Here is an 18,942-nt window from a genome sequence, read left to right as displayed (position 1 = left end):
AGCGGACGGATCAAGGCATCGGGATGTCCTGCGTGAACTTGGGAACGTGGTAGCCCTTCACCACGGGCTCGCGAGCGGCGATCTCGACATACCAGCGCTTCACCTCTGGAAATTCGTCGAGCACGATATCCTGCCATTCGTAGCGGGACACCCAGGGCCAGATGGCGATGTCGGCTATCGAATAGTCGCCAGCGACAAACCCTTCCCTGCCGAGTTGCCGATCGAGCACGCCATATAGGCGGCGTGCCTCCTTGGCATACCGCTCCTCCGCAAAGGGCGCCTTGCCCCGGTTGAACTTCAGAAACTGATGGGCTTGGCCGAGCATCGGCCCGAATCCGCCCATCTGCCACATCAGCCACTCGATCGTCCTGAGCCTGCCCACCCCCTCACGCGGCATCAGCAGCCCGGTCTTTTCGGCAAGGTAGATGAGGATCGCACCCGATTCCATCAAGCTGAGACCGTTGTCGCGGTCGACAATTGCGGGGATCTTGTTGTTGGGCGAGATCTTGAGGAAGTCGGGCTCGAACTGCTGGCGGTCGCCTATATCGACCGGATGAACCGCGTAATCGAGGCCCATCTCCTCAAGTGCGATGGAAACCTTGCGGCCGTTCGGTGTCGTCCAAGTGTAGAGATCGATCATTGAGCATCAGACCCTTGCTGCCGTAGACTGGGAGGCGCGGCCGGTCCCCCGCCGCGCCTTCCCTCATATCACTTTAGGTACCAAGCGTCCGCAGGGAGCTCAGCCCTTTCGGGTAAGCCGGTCTCCACCAGCCGGGCCCCAATAACCTTGCAGCCGCTGAACTCCGCGCAGAACGGCGAATGCTGTGCCTGCAATCAGCGGGCCTGGCTCTTCGGTTGATCCTGAATTCTCCTCAGGGTACTTCCACCGAAAACGTGTCCTCAGGCAGCGACAGGGACCTGGCGATTCTTTCACGGTAGCCCTTGTCGTACCTGTAGCCGGCCTCGATGTTTTCGATTTCTTCGATAGAGAGCCCGCAAGCCACCGCCAGCTCCTCGACCGAGTACCCAAGGAATTCACGGTAGGCGCGGACGATGTGTATCCCTCCAGACATGGCCTCGAGCACGGCCTCGGGGAGTTGGATTTTGGCAATATCGTTCATAGTCCCTCCGAAAAACCGAAGCAGAAGTCAGTGGCGGAAAGCCCCCGCACCACCAGCGTGATCTGTCGTTCAAGCGCGGCCTGGTCACAAGCGTACGCGGACTTGGCCAATGTAGATGTCGGATGACAAAAGGCCCCGAAAGGGCCTCAACCAAAAGACTGCCGCCCCGTGATAAGAGGATCGGTATCGTCAAATATGGCTATTGATTACCGGCCGATCAAGTGGAAACCAGGCCCAACGGGTGCTTATCGGACGATGAACGCGCGCTGATCAACGGCATGCCCGGCCGGATTTGACGCGCCCGCCGCTCTTCACGACCAGCCTGGGGCTAGTTGGCGGCCGCGGGCTTCCTTCGAACAAAATCCAGAAATGCGCGCAATGGAGGTGCCATCTGCCGACGACTTGGATAGTACAGATAGAAGCCCGGAAAGGCCGGCGACCACTCCTCCAGAAGCTGCACCAGCCTTCCGGCTGCGACCAGGGATTCGACCTGATGCGTGAAGAGATAGGCGATGCCGGCGCCATCGAGGACGGCGGACGTCACCATTTCCGGCTCATTCACGATAAGGGGCCCCTCTACGGCCACCTCCAGTTCTTCACCGTCGCGCTCGAACTCCCAGCGATAGAGACTGAAGTCGGTCGGCCAGCGGAAGTTGATGCACCGATGGCGCCGCAGATCGTGTGGCGTTGCAGGCATGCCGAAACGGTCGAGATAGGAAGGTGCTGCCACCGCCACCTGTCGGAGTTTGCCGCTGATCCTGACGGCGATCATATCCTTTTCCACCTTCTCACCGAGGCGGATACCGGCGTCGAACCGGCTTGCCACGATGTCGACCAGCTTGTCGTCGACGACAATGTCGAGCGTTATCTCGGGATAATTGTTCAGGAACGGCCCGATCATCGGTGCGAGATAATGCATCGCGGCGATGCGAGTTGTGTTGATCCGCAGCAGACCCGAAGGCGTATCGCGCAGGCTGCGAACATCCGCAACGGCTGCGTCGAGATCCGCGAACACGGGAAGGAGGCGGCCGAGAAAGCGCTCCCCGGCCTCGCTCGGCGCGACGCTGCGGGTCGTCCGGTTGAGCAGCCTCACTCCGAGCCGCTCTTCCAGGCGCCGAATGACCTGGCTCAAGGCTGAAGGCGACATGCCGAGATGGGCGGCCGCGCGAGCGAAACTGCCATGCTCGACCACTGCGGCGAAGGCTCTCAACTCGGCATAGTCACTGCCACGCATTCTATATTCGTTTCTTCATAGCCAACGAAATTCATAGCACATTATCAAATGAATGCGATGTGGCATCTTGCCGGCCTCATTAACCGGAGATGACCATGACCACATCCCTTTCCCTGGACACCTACCGCCTTCTCGGCCGCTCCGGCCTGCGGATTTCCCCCCTTGCACTCGGTACGATGACCTTTGGAACCGACTGGGGCTGGGGCTCCGACGAGCACGAAGCGCGTCGCATCTTTGACGCTTATATCGACCGTGGCGGCAATTTCATCGATACGGCCAACCAGTATACGAACGGCACGTCGGAACGCTTCGTCGGCGAGTTCGCGAGAGAAAAACGCGACAGGCTGGTGGTCGCCACCAAGTACACCCTGTCCTCTCGGCCGGGCGACCCCAATTCCGGCGGGAATCACCGCAAGAGCATGGTGCGTTCGGTCGAGGCGAGCCTGGAACGGCTGAAGACCGATTATATCGACATTCTCTACCTTCACTTGTGGGACTTCACGACGCCGGTGGAAGAGATTTTGCGTGCCATGGACGATCTCGTCAGTGCGGGCAAGATCGTCTATGTCGGCATATCCGATACGCCGGCCTGGCAGGTTTCGCGCATGCAGGCAATCGCCGACCTGCGTGGCTGGGCACCGCTTATCGCACTACAGATCGAATACAGCCTCATCGAACGAACCGTGGAGCGCGATCTCATTCCCATGGCACGCGAGATGGGGCTTGGCGTGATCCCGTGGTCGCCGCTCGCCAGCGGTGTCTTGACCGGAAAATACAGCAAAGCTGACCTCGAAATCGGCACCGGCAGCGCTTCCGCCGTCGGTACGCGCAAGAACGTTGCCGCCGCCAATGGGGCGCTCAGCGAGCGGGGCCTGGCAATCGCGGACGTGGTCAAGGCGGTCGCCGTCGAAGCAGGCAAATCTCCGTCACAGGTGGCGCTCGCCTGGACGCTTTTAAATCCGTCGGTCGCGTCTCCGATCATGGGCGTGCGGACATTGGCGCAACTCGAGAACAACCTTGGCGCCCTTGACGTGACCTTGACCGACGATCAGCGGGCCCGTCTGGATGAGGTAAGCGCGGTCGACCTCGGCTTCCCGCATGAGTTTCTGGCCCGGCCGATGACACGAAACGTCACGTTCGGCGACGCGAAGATCGCGGCGCGATAAGGCCTCCCCAGGGCTTTTGGTTCGCATCTCCTCGGCCAGGGAGCGCGGAGCGTCTTGGAGCTAACCACAGCGCCCCGGCTTCCGAACGGACCCGCTTTGTTTGCGTAAGGATGGAGAAATCGCTCGCGGGAATACTCGAAACCATGAACTGAAGAACAAAAGCCAAAAAAAACCACACTCCTGCTGAAAAAAGGACCGGCAACAGCTCGATGAACGCCGGATTCTCCGGCAGGCCGAGATCGTGCAGGTCGGCCGCTCCGTTCCGCGTAGACTACGGTGTGCCAGAGCGCGGTGTCTTAACTTCGGTTAAGAAAGGTGTCTTAACATCGGTTAAGAAAAAAGACACACATCTCGACTCAGAGTGATCAGAATAATTCAGCGTCGTACTGTACCAATCTGGTCCCCCCAAACTCTGCCCAGAGGTAAAATATGCGGCTGCTCGCCCTTCTCTTGCTACTGGTCGCCTTGACTCCGGCTGTGGCACAGCCGGCTAACGGACAGAGCGCCGCTCAGACCGCTCAAGTGGGTGCTGATGTCGAAGCTCTTATCCGGGTCCTTGAGAACGACGAAGCCCGCGGGCAGTTGATCGAAAGGATGCGTGCCGCGATCCCGAAGGCGCAAGGGGGTGAGTCATCGCCGCAGACTGCGCCCGAAATGACCATCCTGGACCGGATCACCGCCTATACCGGCAGCGCGGTGGAAGGTAGTGCGGAGCTAATCGGCACCATCATCCGGCTCGCAGACCACCTGGGTGCGGTCGTTTCGGGTGCCGCCACCATCAGCGTGAGCGGCCTCTGGAATTCGGTGCGTAGCGTCCTTCTGGTCGTTACGGTTACCTTTGCCGCCTATTTTATACTGCGGCTCGCCTTCAGGCGGTTGCAACGCGTTCTGGCGAGCGCCGCGCAAGGCACGAGCACAATCCGGCGCACCGGGATCATCGGATTGTCTGCGGGGGCGGACCTTCTGACGGTGCTCGGCGCCTGGGTGATGGGATACCTGCCCGCCCTCTATGCGGGCGTCCAGGCGGGAAGCAGCCAGACGCTTTTCCTCAACGCCTTCCTCTTCATAGAGCTTGCAAAGGTGGCCGCTCGCGTCCTGCTCGCTCCGCGGTGGACGACGCTACGCCTCGGCCGCATCGACGATACAACGGCAGCCTACTGGTACTTCTGGCTGAGCCGCCTCGTCAGCGCTATCGGCTATACCTTGTTTTTCGTCGCGCCGCTTCTTGCGGCGAACGTGTCAAGCAGCGCGGCCGAGGCGGTCCGTATTTTCGTGCTGTTCTGTGCCCTCGCAATGGCATGGGTCATCATCCTGCAGAACCGCGACGCCGTGCGCGCCCGGCTGGGCCGTTATGTCGAGCGCGGGGAGGCGGAACCGCTCGTGCGGATCTTGTCCGGCGTCGCCACTTTCTGGCACATCGTGGCGATCGGCTATCTCACGCTCATCTTCGTGCTGTGGCTTGCCAACCGGGAGGCGGCCCTCCCTTTTGTTTTGCTGGCAACCGTTCAATCCCTCATCGCGATGGCCATTGGTGTTGCGCTAAGCGTGGTCGTGGTGCGCGTCGCCACTGGCGGCATGCACCTGCCGGCCGACATCAAGGCGCGGCTGCCGCTGCTTGAGCAACGGCTCAACGCGTTTGTACCGAACGTCCTGCGGGTCATCCGTGGCCTCGTCATGGTCACCGTCGTGCTGGCTATCGCACAGATCTGGCGGCTGGCCGACTTTATCGGCTGGCTGTCAAGCGAGTTCGGCCAGAGGGTTGTGACCTCGGTGATCGCCGCGTTCCTTATCCTCTTAGCCGGTGGCCTTGTGCATCTTGCCGTCCAGTCCTGGGTGGAATACCGGCTCAACCCAACCTACGGTCGCATGCCGAGCCCGCGCGAGCGGACCCTTCTGGGGTTGTTCCGCAACGCATTCACGATCGTATTCAGCGTCGTCATCCTGCTCTTGGTGCTGACCCAGCTCGGCGTCAACGTCGGACCGTTGCTTGCCGGCGCCGGCATCATTGGCCTGGCCGTGGGCTTCGGTTCGCAGAAGCTGGTGCAGGACGTCATCAACGGCGCCTTCATCCAGTTCGAGAACGCGATGAATGAAGGCGACATGGTCACCGTGGGGGGAATCACCGGGGTTGTCGAGCGGCTGACGATCCGGTCGGTATCGCTGCGCACGGTCGACGGCGCCTATCACCTGATCCCATTCTCATCCGTCGAATCCGTGTCCAACTTCATGAGAAATTTCAGCTACCACGTGGCCGCCATCGGCGTGAGCTACGGAGCAAACATTTCCAATGTGAAGCGGGCGATGCGGGACGCCTTCGAGCGGCTGAAGGAGACGGAGTTCGGCGAGCATATCATCGACGATCTGGAAATGCATGGCGTGACCGAGTTCGCCGATTCCGCCGTGGTCGTTCGTGCCCGTATCAAGACAAAGCCCGGCCAGCAGTGGACGCTGGGGCGCGCCTATAATGAAATCCTCAAGGAGGTGTTCGACGAGCGCGGCATCGAGATACCCTTTCCGCAGGTCACGCTCCACCTGCCGGAGGGCAAAAACATGCCTCCGGCACAGGCGACACGCGTGGTGGACGCACCGCGCACCGGAGAGAAAAGCCGCAAGCGTAGCGTAGACGGGGCGGCGCATAAGCGCCAACGCAAATCCAGGGTCGTCCAAGACGGACCGGCCGACGAAGGCCAGGGGGCTCTCGAAGAAACCGAAGTCTAAGGCATTTGCTGTCAGGTGGCATCGCCTGACGTCCGCATGGATCAAAGACTTGGAATCGGGCGCGACGCAGCGCTGGCAAGCCGAGCGCCGACTGCCAGCTACTGCCCGTTCGCATCTTGCAGCAACGTCGCCACGAAGCGTTTGGTACGCTCGCGTGCGGGATTGGTGAAGATGTGCTGCGCTGAACCGATCTCGACAATGGAGCCGGCATCGAGGAAGGCGGCCTGCTGGGCAATGCGCGAGGCAAGACGCAGGTCATGGGTGGCGATCACCATGGTCGTTCCCTCGCGTGCAAGCTGGGTCAGGACCTCCACGACCTCGCCGGCAAGTTCCGGGTCGAGCGCCGAGGTCGGCTCGTCGCACAAAAGCACCCGCGGCGAAAGGGCGAGCGCACGGGCGATCGCGACGCGCTGCTGCTGGCCACCCGAGAGCGTCGCCGGCCATGCGTCGGCCTTCTGAGCGAGGCCGACCTTCTCAAGCAGCGCCATGCCGTGCTCCCGCGCCTTCGCCTTCGGCCATTTGAGCACGGTGACCAGCCCTTCCATCACGTTCTCGATCGCGGTGCGATGCGGGAACAGCTGGAAATTCTGGAAGACCATACCGGTCTGGCTGCGCAGCCGTCTTATATCCTTCCAGCCAACCTTCATGCCGGGGTGGAATTCAAGCGCCTCCTCGCCGACGCGAACTTTTCCGGAGGTCGGAATCTCGAGAAGGTTGATGCAGCGAAGCAGCGTGCTTTTCCCGCCGCCCGAGGGGCCGATCAGGGCCGTGACGGAGCCTTCGGGAATCCGCAGGCTGACGCCCTTCAGAACGAGATTGTCGCCGAAGCGCTTTTCGATATCGGTGAGCTCGATCATGCCCGCGCTTCCAGAAAACCACCATAGCGACCGAGACGCTGTTCCAGACGCACCTGAAGCTGCGACAGCACCGAACTCAGCAGAAGATAAATAAGTGCTGCCTCGATATAGAGGATCAGCGGCTCGTACGTCGTCGCCACGATGCGCTGCGCGGCCTGAAACAGCTCCGGCACAGTAATGGCGGCCGCCAGCGAGGTGTCCTTCACCAGCGAAATGAAGGTGTTCGACAGTGGCGGCACGGCCACGCGCGCGGCTTGCGGCAGGATCGTGCGGCGCATCACCTGGCTCCAGCTCATGCCGATCGAGTAGGCCGCCTCCCACTGGCCCTTCGGCACGGAGGAGATGGTCGCGCGGATCGTCTCCGACGTATAGGCGCCAATGTTCAGCGTAAATCCGATGAGTGCCGCCGGGAAGGCATCAAGCACGATGCCGACACTGGGCAACCCATAGAAGATGAGGAAGAGTTGCACCAGGAGCGGCGTGCCGCGGAAAATCCAGACATAGAAGCGCACAACCGCGGCAAAGGGCGCCGGCGCGAACAGCCGCACCACTGCCACGACCAGCCCGAGCATCAGGCCGAGAGCGAACGACAGCAGCGTCAACGGCACGGTGAAGCGCAAGCCGGCCAGGAGCAGCGGGCCAAGCGAGGACAGCATCAGGTCGAGCCAATGCGGCACGGGAACCTCCTTCAAAAGGCAAGCGGGGCGGACCTTGAAAATCCGCCCCGCTCGCTCGTATGCAGACTACCCGCCTATTGGGAAACGTCCACGCCGAAGTACTTCTCGGAAAGCCTCTGGTACGTGCCATCGGCCTTGATCTCCTCGAGCGCCTTGTTGATTGCGGCAACGAGTTCCGGCTGGCCCTTCCTGACGATGATGCCCGAGTAGCTCGCCTCGTCCTCGGTCGCGGCGATCTCCACCGGTGCGTTCGGCCGCTGTTTCTTGAAGTCGTAGAAGGACAGGCTGTCGTTGATCGTCGCGTCCGCCCGGCGGTTGACGACAAGCTGGACCGCCTGATCGAAGCCTTCGGTGGCAACCAGTTCGGCGCCGGCCTCTTCGGCCATCTTCGCATAGTTGCTTGTCAGCGACTGGGCGGACTTCTTGCCGTTCAGATCCGCGAAGCTGCCGATCTCGTCATTGTCCTCGCGCACGATGAGCGCCGCCTTGGAGGCGATGTAGGGATCGGAGAAATCGTACTTCGCCTTGCGCTCCTCGGTTATGCCGACCTGGTTGATGACGGCATCGTAGCGGTTCGCGTCGAGCCCTGCGATGAGGCCGTCCCAGCGGCCCTCGAGGAACTCGGCCTCCACCCCGAGGCGTTTGGCCACCTCCCGCCCGAGTTCGACGTCGAAGCCAACGAGGTCGCCGGAACCGTCATGGAAGGTGAAGGGCGCATAGGTTCCTTCCGTCCCGATCCGCAGCACACCCGCGGCCTTTACATCCGCAAGCTCTGCGTGGGCGAATGAGAAGGCCGCCGCTTGCAGAACAAAGGCGGCGAGAAGGGTCTTCAGCCAATTCATTGTCGTTATTCCCGTTGCATGTGTTGGCGGCAGGCGCCGAATGGCCCGGAAATCTAAGGCTTACGGGCGTTTGGGCAAGGCTCCGGCACCTGAGAAGGGCTCTCCACGGACAATTGCATGTTGCTTAAACCGCGTACAGGAGAACGAATTTCTCCCTAATCTGCGGACGTCTCAAATGCGGTTGTCGGATCGAGACGAATGAGCGGTCGTCCGGCGACCGATTGCACCGAGGGAATGTTCTCACGGAAGATGACGTCCATCTTGACCGGCGTGAGTGCAATAGAAGTCCGAGCATCATCGCGCTGAAGGTCACCGAAGACGCGCAGAGCTGACGCGAGCAGCACGTCGGGATCGGAATTGATCACCGCGTCCATGGTGCCCTCGATGAGGAGCCTGCGGGTATCCGTGGTGAGCCCGTGGCCGATGAAGACCACGTCTTTGGACCTGCCCTTCTCCTGCAGTGCACGGCCTATCCCGTCGGAAGAGCCGCCGACATTGTAGATGCCGACGAGGTCCTCGTTCTGCTCGAGCAGCGAAAGCGTGTGACGGTAGTTCTCATCGCGGTCATCATGTCCTTCGCGCACGCCGACCACCCGGAGGCCTGGATACATCTCCTCCAGCAGACCGAGAAACCCTGTCTCCCGCTCTGCGTGGGCGCGATAGTTGCGGCTTCCCGCCACCAGCGCGACGCTGCTCGTTCGCGCCCCGCAGAACCGGCCGAGCAGATATCCCGCGGTCCGTCCGGCCGCCTGGTTGTCGAGCCCCACATATGCGTCGCGGAGAGAATGCTGCAGGTCGGAGATGACCGTGACGATGCGCCGTCCTGCTGCCGAGACCTCCTCGACGGCCTCCCGCACGAGGGGATGGTCGATCGCCATGAAGGCAATGCCGTCGGCCCAGCCCGCATGATGACGGATGGCTTCCGCCAGCGCGTCGGCATCAAAGCTTTCGATGAAATAGCACCGCACCTGCGCGTCTTCGCGCGACTTGGATTGGGCAATGGCCCGAACCTTGTCGCCAAGCAGTCGCAGATAGGGATTCCCGCCCATGGGAAGGAGAAAGGCGACATTTGGAGGGCGAGGGCGCGAAAGCCGCGCATGCTCCGCCCTGTCCAGATAACCCAGTTCGAGCGCCACCTTCAGAACGCGTTCGACAGTTCGCGGCTTTACGCCCTTGCGTCGATTGAGCACCCGGTCAACCGTTGCGAGAGACACGTTCGCGGCCTTAGCTATGTCGGTCATGAGGGGCACTGACGAGTCGTTCCCTGTAGGTGATTGCACCTCAAAAAACCTCATTTTTTCTAGTTTGACCTGAAGCATGCTAGTTCCTAGCCTTGTGTCAAGTAGGCGGCGTTCGGAGGAAACCACACAAAGCCGCCGTCTGCGATCCGTCAGAAAATGTCATGGGAGGGTTCGATGAACCGAAATTCGACGTGTCTTGGCGCGCGCGGCGTAAGCCGCCGGTCGATGCTTGCCCTCGGGCTTGGAGCGAGCGCCGCCGCCATGCTTCCCGGCCGTTCGCGCCCCAATCGGTGACGCTTCGATACGGCCACAACAACGAGCCTGCCAGCATTGCGGGCGCGCAGGCTGATTGGTTCGCGGAGGCTGTCGGCAAGCACTCGGGCGGAGATATCGCAGTCGAAGTGTTCCCGTCCTCCCAACTCGGCAAACTTCAGGAGCTTGCCGAAGCCGTGTCGCTCGGCACCATCGCCTTCTCGCACAATACAGCCGGCGGTATCGGCTCGCTCTATGAGCCTTTTGCCGCGCTCGACACGCCGTATCTCTACCGCGACGTCGACCATCTGATGAAGGTGATGGACGTCGATTCTCCGGTCATGCAGGAGCTTAACCAGGGCCTGATCGAAGCTGCCAATGTCCGCGTCATCTATGCGCATTACTTTGGCCGCCGATGGCCGCCGAAGACGTCGCCAATCTAGTGGGGTTGCTTTGCGAAGCGGGCGTCGACTTCATCAAGGACGACGAGGTCTGCGCCAATCCGGATCATGCTCCTCTCGCCGGGCGAGTCCCCGCGGTGATGCGGCAGGTCCGCGCTTATCGTGAGCGCACCGGCCGCGACGTCATGATCGCCTTCAACATCACCGACGAGATGGACGCCATGCGCCGCCATGCCGATCTCGTGGAAAAGGAGGGCGGTTCATGTGTGATGGCGAGCCTCAACTGGTGCGGACTGTCCGCTCTTCAAACGCTCCGGCGTTCCACGCCGCTTGCACTCCACGGTCATCGCAACGGTTTCGGCGCTTTTGCGCGGCATCCGGCACTGGGGATCGGCTTCGATGCCTACCAGGCGCTCTATCGTCTGGCCGGCATCGATCACATGCATGTCCACGGCATCGGCGGAAAATTCTCGGATTCGGCGCAGGACGTGTCGTCGGCCGCCCGCCGCTGCGGCGAACGACGCGGATGCCGTGTTGCCGGTATTCTCCTCCGGCCAGTGGGCGGGCACACTGCCTGCCACCTACGCTACCGTCGGATCGGCGGACTTCATGTTCCTCGCTGGCGGCGGGATATTGGCCCATCCCGATGGGCCAGCGGCGGGGGTGAAGAGCCTCCGGCAGGCCTATGAGGCCGTGGCCGCGGAATGCCCGCTCGACGAGGCGGCCGAAGGGTCCCCGGAGCTGCGCGCAGCCCTTGGCTTCTTCGGGAGCTGATCGTGGGCGCGGGGGTGGACTACGTTTTTGTCGGCGATGATTTCACTGGCGCATCCGATACGCTTGCGACACTCGCCCGGGCCGGGCGAAGCGTCCGATTGTTCCTCGCCCCCCCCGGATCCCGCAACGGTCGCCGAGGAGCGACTTGATGCGGTTGGCATTGCCACGGAGCTTCGGGCGCTGCCTGCGGATGCCATCGCTGCACAGGCCGATGCGCTGGCGCAAACGCTGAAGGCTTTGTCACCGCGTATTGTGCACTACAAGGTCTGCTCCACCTTCGATTCCGCACCCGAGATAGGCAGCATAGGAGCTGCGGTCGCCGTCTTGGAACGCCACCTCGATCCCGTCCTCATTGCTGTCGTGGGCGGGCAACCGAGCTTGGGACGCTATTGTGCTTTCGGCAATTTGTTTGCGCGCGGCCCGGGCGGCCAGGTCCACCGGATCGACCGGCATCCGGTGATGCGCAATCATCCGATTACGCCGATGACGGAAGCGGACTTGCGTCTCCATCTTGCGCGGCAAGGCCTTGAAGGCCTGCAGCTCGAACCATGGCCGGCCATCGCCGAAGGCCCGGCGGCCTTGAAGGAGCGTATCGCGTCCCACGTGCACGCAGGCGAACGTCGCATACTGTTCGATGCTTGTGACCAGGCACATCTGGACACGATCGGATCCGCACTGGCTGACTACGGCAGCGGCAGCCGTCCGCTGCTGGTCGTCGGCGCGAGCGGCGTTGCAGAAGCGCTTGGCGGCCGCGTCGGGCTGCGCGGCGCAGCGGTCCAAATATACGCAGGGAACGAAGGGCCATGTCTCGTCGTGGCTGGCAGCCGTTCACCGATCACCGCCGGCCAGGTGGAAGCCGCTCGCGGCTTCAACCGCATGCCGGTCCGCGCGCGGGACCTGTCAGACGAGGTCGCGATTAAGCAGCTCGCAACGCGCTGCGGGGCGGCCTTCGCTACAGGGCGGAACGTCCTGCTGCATCTTGTCCCGCACGAAGACTATGGCATCAGCGGTGCCGATCTTTCGCACAAGCTGGCCGATCTGGTTGCCACCATCCTCGATTGGCAAGCCATACGCATCCTGGGTGTTGCCGGCGGTGACACGTCGAGCGCGGTGATCCGGCGGCTCGGTTTCCGCAGCCTTGCATTCGAGCAACAGCTGGATACGGGCGTTGCCATCTGCATCGCGCGCTCCGACATCCCGCAACGGGATGGCATGCGGTTGATGCTCAAGGGTGGGCAGGTCGGATCGGAAGCTGTTTTCGATCAGTTCGTCTTTGCGAACGATAGGAGGGCCCTTGGAACGCCGTCGCATATTTGAGTCGGCATCTGCGTCATGCACCGCAGCCGATACGATCGTGAACAAATTGCTTGGCCCTTCGCACGCTTTCCTCCAGCGTTGTATCAAGCGCCATAAGCGCCGCGATTGCGCTTGCGAGCATACAGCCCGTTCCCCGCAGGCTGCGGTTCAGGCGAAGCGCCTCGAACCGAACCGGTTCGCTATCCGGCCGCAGGAGGATATCGGTCGACCACGTCCCCGAGCCATGCCCGCCCTTGACCAGAACCGCCGGCGCACCAGCGTCGAGCAGGTTCCTTCCCTGGTGTAGCGCCTCCTCGCCACTTCGAACTGATTGAGAGCCGGCAAGCAGGGCCAGCTCCTGAAGATTTGGCGTGATCAGCCGGCAAAGCGGCATCAGGTCGTGCGTCAGCGCGGCGACCGCGTCCGGTTCCAGGAGTGCTCCGCCGGAGGATGCCGCGAGCACGGGGTCAAGAACCGCCGGTAGATGGGGATGCTCGTGCAGGACCGATGCCACCGCCTCGATCGTGCCTTTCGTGGCGAGCATGCCGATCTTGATTGCACCGACCGGATTGGCCTCGAGCGCGGCGCGCATCTGATCCGCGACGAGAGCAGGTGGCATGGCCTCCACGGCAAGAACCTGCCGGTGCGTCTGCACCGTGACCGCGCTCACGGCAAGAGCGGTGTGCAGACTGAAAGCGGCGATTGCCTCGATGTCGCGCGACAGGCCGGCGCCGCCCGAGGAATCGGAGCCGGCGACGACCAGGACGCGTGGAGCGGTTATCGCCATGGCGCGGTCGCCTCGATCCATGCGCGCGTCCGCGCCTCCGGATCGGAGTGCAGCAGTATGTCAGTGACGACGGCAGCCGTATCCGCACCTTTCTCGAAGACCCCCGGAAGGCGTTCCGGCGTCAGGCCGCCGATGGCGACAAGCGGCAGCGGTGCGATGCGGCGCTTCCACTCAGTGATGCGGTCGAGGCCCTGCGGCGCCCATTTCATCTTCTTCAGGACGGTCGGATAGATGGGCCCCAGCGCGACATAGTCGGGCGAAGCGGCGAGCGCAGTGGCAAGCTCGGCTTCGTCATGGGTGCTGAGCCCAAGCCTGAGGCCTGCCGCGCGGATCGCCGCCCTGTCAGCGGTAGCAAGGTCCTCCTGGCCGAGATGGATCCAATCACAACCTTCCTCGATGGCCGGCCGCCAGTGGTCGTTGATCACTAGTGTGCAGCCATGGGCAGCGCAGATTGCCTTTGCGGCGCGTATTTCCTCGCGCAGCCGGCGCTCCTCCATGTCCTTGATGCGCAATTGCAGGAGCTTCACGCCGAGCGGCACGAGCCGCTCCGCCCAGGCGGCGCTGTCGACGATGAGGTAGAACGCATCGAGTTTCACGAGAACACCGCCTGGCCGATGACCGGCGTCGACGGCACCGCCGTCTCCCTGGGCTCGACGATGCCGGCGCGGAAGGCATCGAAACCGGCTTCCGTGGCACAGGCGAAAGCGCGTGCCATGGCCACTGGGTCGCCGGCCTTGGCGACCGCCGTGTTGAGAAGCACGGCGTCGAAACCCAGTTCCATGACGGCAGCAGCGTGGGAAGGGCGACCGAGGCCGGCATCGACGATGAGGGGCGTGTCGGGAAAATGCGCACGCAGCGACCTGAGCGCCCGGATATTGAGCGGCCCTGCCGCAGAGCCGATGGGCGCGCACCACGGCATCAGCACCTTGCAGCCGGCCTCCATCAGCCGCTCGGCGACCACGAGATCGTCGGTTGTGTAGGGGAAGACGCAGAAGCCTTCCTCGGAGAGGATACGCGCGGCTTCGACGAGCCCGAAAACGTCCGGCTGCAGGGTGTCATGATTGCCAATCACCTCCAGCTTTATCCAGTTCGTCGCGAAGACCTCCCGCGCCATCCGGGCCGTGGTGACCGCTTCCTTGACCGAATGGCAGCCGGCCGTGTTGGGCAGGACGCGCACGCCGAATGCGCGGATCATCTCCCAGAAGCGCCCGCCCGAGGCGCCGCCCGCCGCCTCGCGGCGCAACGACACGGTGACGACCTCCGTGCCCGAGGCCCGCACGGCCTCGGCGAGGATGGCAGGCGAGGGATATTGCGCGGTACCGAGGAAGAGGCGCGAGGCGAGCTCCACGCCGTAGTATGTCAGCATCGGGTCATCCTCCCTGCATCGGCGAGAGGATCTCGATGCGATCCTCGTCGCGCAGCCGGCAAGCCTGCCGCTCTCCTGTCCGTACGAGCTCGCCGTTGACGGCCGTTGCGAGCCAGGCTCCCTCGTAGTCGAGTTCGGCGAGAAGCTCGGCGAGTGTCGCCGCCGCGGCCTCAAGCGCTTCGCCGTTGACGATCAGCTTCATGTTCGGACTCCGTGTCGCTTGCGGATGCGAAGACAAGTTCGGCCGCCTGCTGTGCCATTGCCGGGGCGAGCAGGAAGCCGTGGCGGTGGAAACCGTTGACGGTGACAACCCTGTCGCCGGCATCCACGCGCGGGAGATTGTCGGGATAGGCCGGCCGCAGCGCCGCGCCCGTCTCGACGATCTCGGCCTCGCCGAAGGCGGGGTGGAGCGCGTAGGCCGCGTTGAGAAGCTCCATGGCCGAGCGAGCGGTGATCGGGCCTTCATTGTCGCTTTCGATCATGGTCGCTCCGACCATGAAGTGATGATCGGCGCGCGGAACGACATAGATCGGATGACGCGGGTGGAGGAGCCGCACCGGCCGTGCAAGACCGACGTCGCCGGTGCGCAGGATCAGCATTTCCCCGCGCACACCACGCAAGTGCGGGTCTTGGGCTGCCATCCCGGTGCAGTCGACCACGCGGTCGAAGGCGGAGGGAGCGGGTTGCCCGTCGCCGAAGAGGAAGGTGACGCCCATGGCGGAAAGCTTTTCGACGAGCGCCTCCATCGCCCGCCGCGGATCGAGATGCGCTTCCTCGGCGAAGAAGAGACCTTGCCAGAAGCGGCCGGCAAGGTCGGGCTCGAGTTCGGCGACCGCGTCTTCCGCCAGCCAGCGATGGTTCTCCGTCCGCTGCGAGAAGCGCTTTAGCTCCGAGGCATCGCGGGGATGCGCCACGACGAGCGTTCCCGCTCGCTTTACATGGCCAGGCAGGGCCGCGCCCCACCAGCCGGCGGCGTCGCGCCCGAGCGTGACCACCGCCTCCTCGGCGCTCTCGCGCTCGCACCATGGGGCGAGCATGCCGCCTGCAAGCCACGAGGCGTTGCCGCCGATGCCGGCGCGGATCTCGGCGACGGTGACGGCCATATTGCGCCGGGCAAGCTCGTGGGCAACGGTGAGGCCTGCCACCCCCGCTCCTTTCACCAGGACGCGCACAGCCTACCCCTCGCGTCCGGAAAATGGGGCGGCATCCGCCGTCGTGGCCTCGACCTCCTCGACAGGCATGTAGAGGTCGCCGCCGGCGCGGTACTTTTCCGCCATCGCCGCCATGCCTTCCTTCTGCGCCTCGGCGCGGATGTCGTGGGAGATGCGCATGGAGCAGAATTTCGGACCGCACATGGAGCAGAAATGGGCAACCTTGTGCGCCTCCTTTGGAAGCGTCTCGTCGTGCATGGCGCGCGCCGTCCCGGGGTCGAGCGAGAGGTTGAACTGGTCCTCCCAGCGGAACTCGAAGCGCGCGCGCGACAGCGCGTCGTCGCGGACCTGCGCCGTCGGATGCCCCTTGGCGAGATCGGCGGCGTGGGCGGCGATCTTGTAGGTGATGACTCCCGTCTTCACGTCGTCGCGGTCGGGCAGGCCCAGATGCTCCTTCGGTGTCACGTAGCAGAGCATGGCCGTGCCGAACCAGCCGATCATGGCCGCCCCGATGCCGGAGGTGATGTGATCGTAGCCGGGCGCGATGTCGGTGGTGAGCGGCCCCAGCGTATAGAAGGGCGCTTCGCCGCAGACGGCGAGCTGCTTGTCCATGTTCTCCTTGATCTTGTGCATGGGAACATGGCCCGGCCCCTCGATCATCACCTGGCAGTCCTTGGCCCAGGCGATCTTCGTGAGCTCTCCCAGCGTCTCCAACTCGGCGAACTGTGCCGCGTCATTGGCGTCGGCGATGGAGCCGGGGCGCAGTCCGTCGCCCAGCGAAAAGGAGACGTCATAGGCACGGCAGATGTCGCAGATCTCCTCGAAATGCTCGTAGAGGAAGCTTTCGCGGTGATGGTGCAGGCACCATTTGGCCATGATCGAGCCGCCTCGGGAGACGATGCCGGTCACCCGGTCGACGGTGAGCGGGATATAGTGCAGCCGCACGCCGGCATGGATGGTGAAATAGTCAACGCCCTGCTCGGCCTGCTCGATGAGCGTGTCCCGATAGACCTCCCAGCTAAGGTCCTCGGCGATGCCGCCCACCTTCTCGAGCGCCTGGTAGATCGGCACCGTGCCGATCGGCACCGGGGAATTGCGGATGATCCACTCGCGGATATTGTGGATGTTGCGGCCGGTCGAGAGATCCATCACGGTGTCCGCGCCCCAGCGGATCGCCCACACCATCTTCTCCACCTCCTCAGCCATGGAGGAGGTGACGGCGGAATTGCCGATATTGGCATTGATCTTGGTGAGGAAGTTGCGGCCGATGATCATCGGCTCGCATTCGGGGTGGTTGATGTTGGCGGGGATGATGGCACGCCCGCGCGCCACTTCATCGCGCACGAATTCCGGTGTCACGTAATCGGGAATGGCGGCGCCGAAGCTCTCGCCGCCGCGCTTTTGCTTCAGCCCCTCGCGCGCCAGGTTCTCGCGGCCCAGGTTCTCGCGGATGGCGATGAACTCCATCTCCGGCGTCACGAGGCCGGCCTGCGCATAGGCAAGCTGCGTGACCGCCTTTCCGCTCTTCGCGCGCAGAGGACGGTGGCGAACGGAAAATTCCGGCGTCAGCCGATCGCCGGTGACGAAGCCGTTGTCTTCCGGTTTGACGGCGCGGCCCTCTCGGCGCTCGATATCGCCGCGCGCCGTAATCCACGCCTCGCGCAGCCGCGGCAGGCCCGCCCCGATATCGATCCCCGCCTCCGTGTCCGTATAGGGACCGGAGGGATCATAGACCGTGACCGGCGGTTCGCCGGCCGTCGGATGCACGGCGATCTCGCGCATGGGTACGCGCAGGTCGGGATAGCGCGTGCCGGGCTTGTGGACCTTCCGCGAGGCGGGGAGGGGACCGGTGGTGACTTCGGGTTTCTGGGTATTCCGGGCATCCATGACGAGGCTCCTTTGCGTTTGCACAGGAGACCCAGTTCTTGCCGAGGATGAGGAAGAGGCTTTTCTGACTGCGGGTCTTCAGATCCAGGATTCGGATCGGGCGATCCTTTGAAAAGCCGTCGCACCATCCCTACGCCAGTATGAACTGGATCAGGTTCAAAGGGTCACCGCGCTGCGCTAGGCCAGCGGTATCTCAGCCCGTTGTCCGGGCCCCCCTGGTGATCGTTACAGTGTAGAAGGAACACTCCCCCGCTTGTCAAGCGGTTTGGCCCGGGCGGTTCGCTTAGCCGATGCCGTGTTCTGCGGCTCCCGGCTATCCCCTCGCCAAAACGTCCAGCCCGATATCCAGCACCGGCGCGCTGTGGGTGATCCAGCCGACGGATATGAGGTCCACGCCGGATGCGGCTATTGCCGGGGCCGTTTCCGGCGTGATGCGGCCGGAGGCCTCCGTGACCGCGCGCCCGCCGACCAAGCGCACCGCGTGTGCCAACTCGTCCGGCGTCATATTGTCCAGGAGCACCGCATCGACACGGAGCGAGAGTGCCTCTTCGAGCTGGTCGAGCGTATCGACCTCCACCTCTATCTTGACCATATGGCCGGCATGCGCGCGCGCCCGCTCGACGGCGGAGCGGACACCGCCGGCGATGGCGATGTGATTGTCCTTGATGAGGATCGCATCGTCGAGGCCGAAGCGGTGGTTCGAACCGCCGCCGGCGCGCACGGCATATTTTTCCACCGCGCGCAGGCCCGGTGTCGTCTTGCGCGTGCAGACGATCTTCGCCTTGTGCCCTTTCACGGCCTCGACCATCACCGCGGTTGCCGTGGCGATGCCGCTCAAATGGCAAAGGAAGTTGAGCGCGGTGCGCTCGGCGGAAAGAAGGCTGCGCGCGGGCCCACTCACCGTGGCAATCGCCTCGCCCGCCTCGACGGCGCTGCCGTCCGGCCGGGTGATCCGTAGCGCGATCGCCCGGTCCATAAGGCGGAAGGCGAGCGCGGCCAGGTCGAGCCCGGCGATGACACCGGGCTGACGGGCGACGAATGTCATTTCGGCTTCGAGGCCGGCGGGGACGACCGCATCGCCAGTGAGATCGCCGGCGCGGCCGAGATCCTCCGCTAGCGCGGAATGGACCAGGGGTTCGAACAGGATCGAGGGAAGAGGAGGAATAGCCACG

At 63.5% G+C, this 18,942-nt stretch carries 19 protein-coding genes, 1 pseudogene and 1 riboswitch; of the genes and pseudogenes, 6 read left to right on the top strand and 14 right to left on the bottom strand.

The genetic code is table 11. From position 1 onward, the window contains the following. Nucleotides 1-10: 10 nt before the first annotated feature. The 3 genes from GPJ75_RS01985 to GPJ75_RS01975 form a co-directional block, all read right to left on the bottom strand. The gene (locus tag GPJ75_RS01985) at nt 11-640 is read right to left on the bottom strand and encodes a glutathione S-transferase family protein (protein ID WP_163264544.1); all 630 of its coding nucleotides are present in this window, start codon (nt 638-640) and stop codon (nt 11-13) included. 232 nt (nt 641-872) lie between these two features. Next, nucleotides 873-1,121 carry a helix-turn-helix domain-containing protein gene (locus GPJ75_RS01980; protein WP_205602442.1) on the bottom strand — a complete coding sequence of 83 codons (249 nt, stop codon included), beginning with the start codon at nt 1,119-1,121 and terminating at the stop codon, nt 873-875. A 328-nt stretch (nt 1,122-1,449) separates the two neighbouring features. After that, nucleotides 1,450-2,355 (bottom strand): LysR family transcriptional regulator, encoded by a 906-nt coding sequence (locus tag GPJ75_RS01975; protein WP_163264542.1) that lies wholly within the window; start codon nt 2,353-2,355, stop codon nt 1,450-1,452. 95 nt (nt 2,356-2,450) lie between these two features. Between GPJ75_RS01975 and GPJ75_RS01970 the strand changes: the two genes are divergently transcribed. Beyond that, the gene (locus GPJ75_RS01970) at nt 2,451-3,521 is read left to right on the top strand and encodes an aldo/keto reductase (protein ID WP_163264540.1); all 1,071 of its coding nucleotides are present in this window, start codon (nt 2,451-2,453) and stop codon (nt 3,519-3,521) included. Between the two features lie 654 nt (nt 3,522-4,175). Beyond that, nucleotides 4,176-6,239: a mechanosensitive ion channel domain-containing protein gene (locus tag GPJ75_RS01965; RefSeq protein WP_163264538.1), complete on the top strand. Its 2,064-nt coding sequence runs from the start codon at nt 4,176-4,178 to the stop codon at nt 6,237-6,239. Between the two features lie 98 nt (nt 6,240-6,337). Here the strand turns inward: GPJ75_RS01965 and GPJ75_RS01960 are convergent, their stop codons facing one another. The 4 genes from GPJ75_RS01960 to GPJ75_RS01945 all read right to left on the bottom strand — a co-directional run bounded on the left by GPJ75_RS01960 (nt 6,338) and on the right by GPJ75_RS01945 (nt 9,856). Continuing rightward, nucleotides 6,338-7,096, bottom strand: a complete 759-nt coding sequence (locus GPJ75_RS01960; RefSeq protein WP_163264536.1) for an amino acid ABC transporter ATP-binding protein — start codon at nt 7,094-7,096, stop codon at nt 6,338-6,340. After that, complete coding sequence (locus GPJ75_RS01955; RefSeq protein WP_163264534.1) at nt 7,093-7,773, bottom strand: amino acid ABC transporter permease; 681 nt, start codon at nt 7,771-7,773, stop codon at nt 7,093-7,095. Before GPJ75_RS01955 ends, GPJ75_RS01960 begins: the two co-directional genes overlap by 4 nt. A 74-nt stretch (nt 7,774-7,847) precedes the next feature. Next, nucleotides 7,848-8,615 carry an amino acid ABC transporter substrate-binding protein gene (locus GPJ75_RS01950; RefSeq protein ID WP_163264532.1) on the bottom strand — a complete coding sequence of 256 codons (768 nt, stop codon included), beginning with the start codon at nt 8,613-8,615 and terminating at the stop codon, nt 7,848-7,850. Nucleotides 8,616-8,770: 155 nt separating this feature from the next. Next, entirely contained in the window at nt 8,771-9,856 is a 1,086-nt protein-coding gene (locus GPJ75_RS01945; RefSeq protein ID WP_163264530.1) for a LacI family DNA-binding transcriptional regulator, read from the bottom strand. A gap of 290 nt (nt 9,857-10,146) precedes the next feature. Here GPJ75_RS01945 and dctP point away from each other — a divergent pair, with 290 nt between their 5' ends. From dctP to GPJ75_RS01930, 4 genes and pseudogenes are all read left to right on the top strand, one after another. After that, complete coding sequence (gene dctP, locus GPJ75_RS01940) at nt 10,147-10,551, top strand: TRAP transporter substrate-binding protein DctP (RefSeq protein WP_246248870.1); 405 nt, start codon at nt 10,147-10,149, stop codon at nt 10,549-10,551. Then, nucleotides 10,524-10,943 (top strand): annotated as a pseudogene (locus GPJ75_RS27555) (RuBisCO large subunit C-terminal-like domain-containing protein); the annotation flags it as partial. The gene dctP and the pseudogene GPJ75_RS27555, both read left to right, overlap by 28 nt. Next, a complete protein-coding gene (locus tag GPJ75_RS27550; protein ID WP_343036145.1) occupies nt 10,909-11,283 on the top strand; it encodes a RuBisCO large subunit C-terminal-like domain-containing protein in 375 nt (124 codons plus the stop codon). The pseudogene GPJ75_RS27555 and the gene GPJ75_RS27550, both read left to right, overlap by 35 nt. 36 nt (nt 11,284-11,319) lie before the next feature. Continuing rightward, the gene (locus tag GPJ75_RS01930) at nt 11,320-12,600 is read left to right on the top strand and encodes a four-carbon acid sugar kinase family protein (protein ID WP_246248885.1); all 1,281 of its coding nucleotides are present in this window, start codon (nt 11,320-11,322) and stop codon (nt 12,598-12,600) included. A gap of 13 nt (nt 12,601-12,613) precedes the next feature. Here the strand turns inward: GPJ75_RS01930 and GPJ75_RS01925 are convergent, their stop codons facing one another. The 7 genes from GPJ75_RS01925 to nadC form a co-directional block, all read right to left on the bottom strand. Continuing rightward, nucleotides 12,614-13,387: a hydroxymethylpyrimidine/phosphomethylpyrimidine kinase gene (locus GPJ75_RS01925; protein WP_343036142.1), complete on the bottom strand. Its 774-nt coding sequence runs from the start codon at nt 13,385-13,387 to the stop codon at nt 12,614-12,616. Then, the gene (locus GPJ75_RS01920; RefSeq protein WP_163264526.1) at nt 13,357-13,962 is read right to left on the bottom strand and encodes a thiamine phosphate synthase; all 606 of its coding nucleotides are present in this window, start codon (nt 13,960-13,962) and stop codon (nt 13,357-13,359) included. The genes GPJ75_RS01925 and GPJ75_RS01920 overlap by 31 nt, the downstream gene beginning before the upstream one ends. Continuing rightward, the gene (locus GPJ75_RS01915; protein ID WP_163264524.1) at nt 13,959-14,732 is read right to left on the bottom strand and encodes a thiazole synthase; all 774 of its coding nucleotides are present in this window, start codon (nt 14,730-14,732) and stop codon (nt 13,959-13,961) included. The genes GPJ75_RS01920 and GPJ75_RS01915 overlap by 4 nt, the downstream gene beginning before the upstream one ends. 4 nt (nt 14,733-14,736) lie before the next feature. After that, entirely contained in the window at nt 14,737-14,934 is a 198-nt protein-coding gene (thiS, locus tag GPJ75_RS01910; protein WP_163264522.1) for a sulfur carrier protein ThiS, read from the bottom strand. Next, complete coding sequence (gene thiO / locus GPJ75_RS01905) at nt 14,903-15,904, bottom strand: glycine oxidase ThiO (RefSeq protein WP_163264520.1); 1,002 nt, start codon at nt 15,902-15,904, stop codon at nt 14,903-14,905. Before thiO ends, thiS begins: the two co-directional genes overlap by 32 nt. A gap of 3 nt (nt 15,905-15,907) precedes the next feature. Beyond that, nucleotides 15,908-17,770: a phosphomethylpyrimidine synthase ThiC gene (gene thiC / locus GPJ75_RS01900; protein WP_163264518.1), complete on the bottom strand. Its 1,863-nt coding sequence runs from the start codon at nt 17,768-17,770 to the stop codon at nt 15,908-15,910. A 109-nt stretch (nt 17,771-17,879) separates the two neighbouring features. Continuing rightward, a riboswitch (TPP riboswitch) is annotated at nt 17,880-17,997 on the bottom strand. A gap of 86 nt (nt 17,998-18,083) precedes the next feature. Continuing rightward, nucleotides 18,084-18,941: a carboxylating nicotinate-nucleotide diphosphorylase gene (nadC, locus tag GPJ75_RS01895; protein WP_163264516.1), complete on the bottom strand. Its 858-nt coding sequence runs from the start codon at nt 18,939-18,941 to the stop codon at nt 18,084-18,086. Nucleotide 18,942 lies beyond the last annotated feature (1 nt).

The sequence above is a fragment of the Chelativorans alearensis genome (assembly GCF_010993735.1).
GTDB lineage: Bacteria > Pseudomonadota > Alphaproteobacteria > Rhizobiales > Rhizobiaceae > Chelativorans > Chelativorans alearense.
This window is presented reverse-complemented; position numbering and strand designations above follow the sequence as displayed.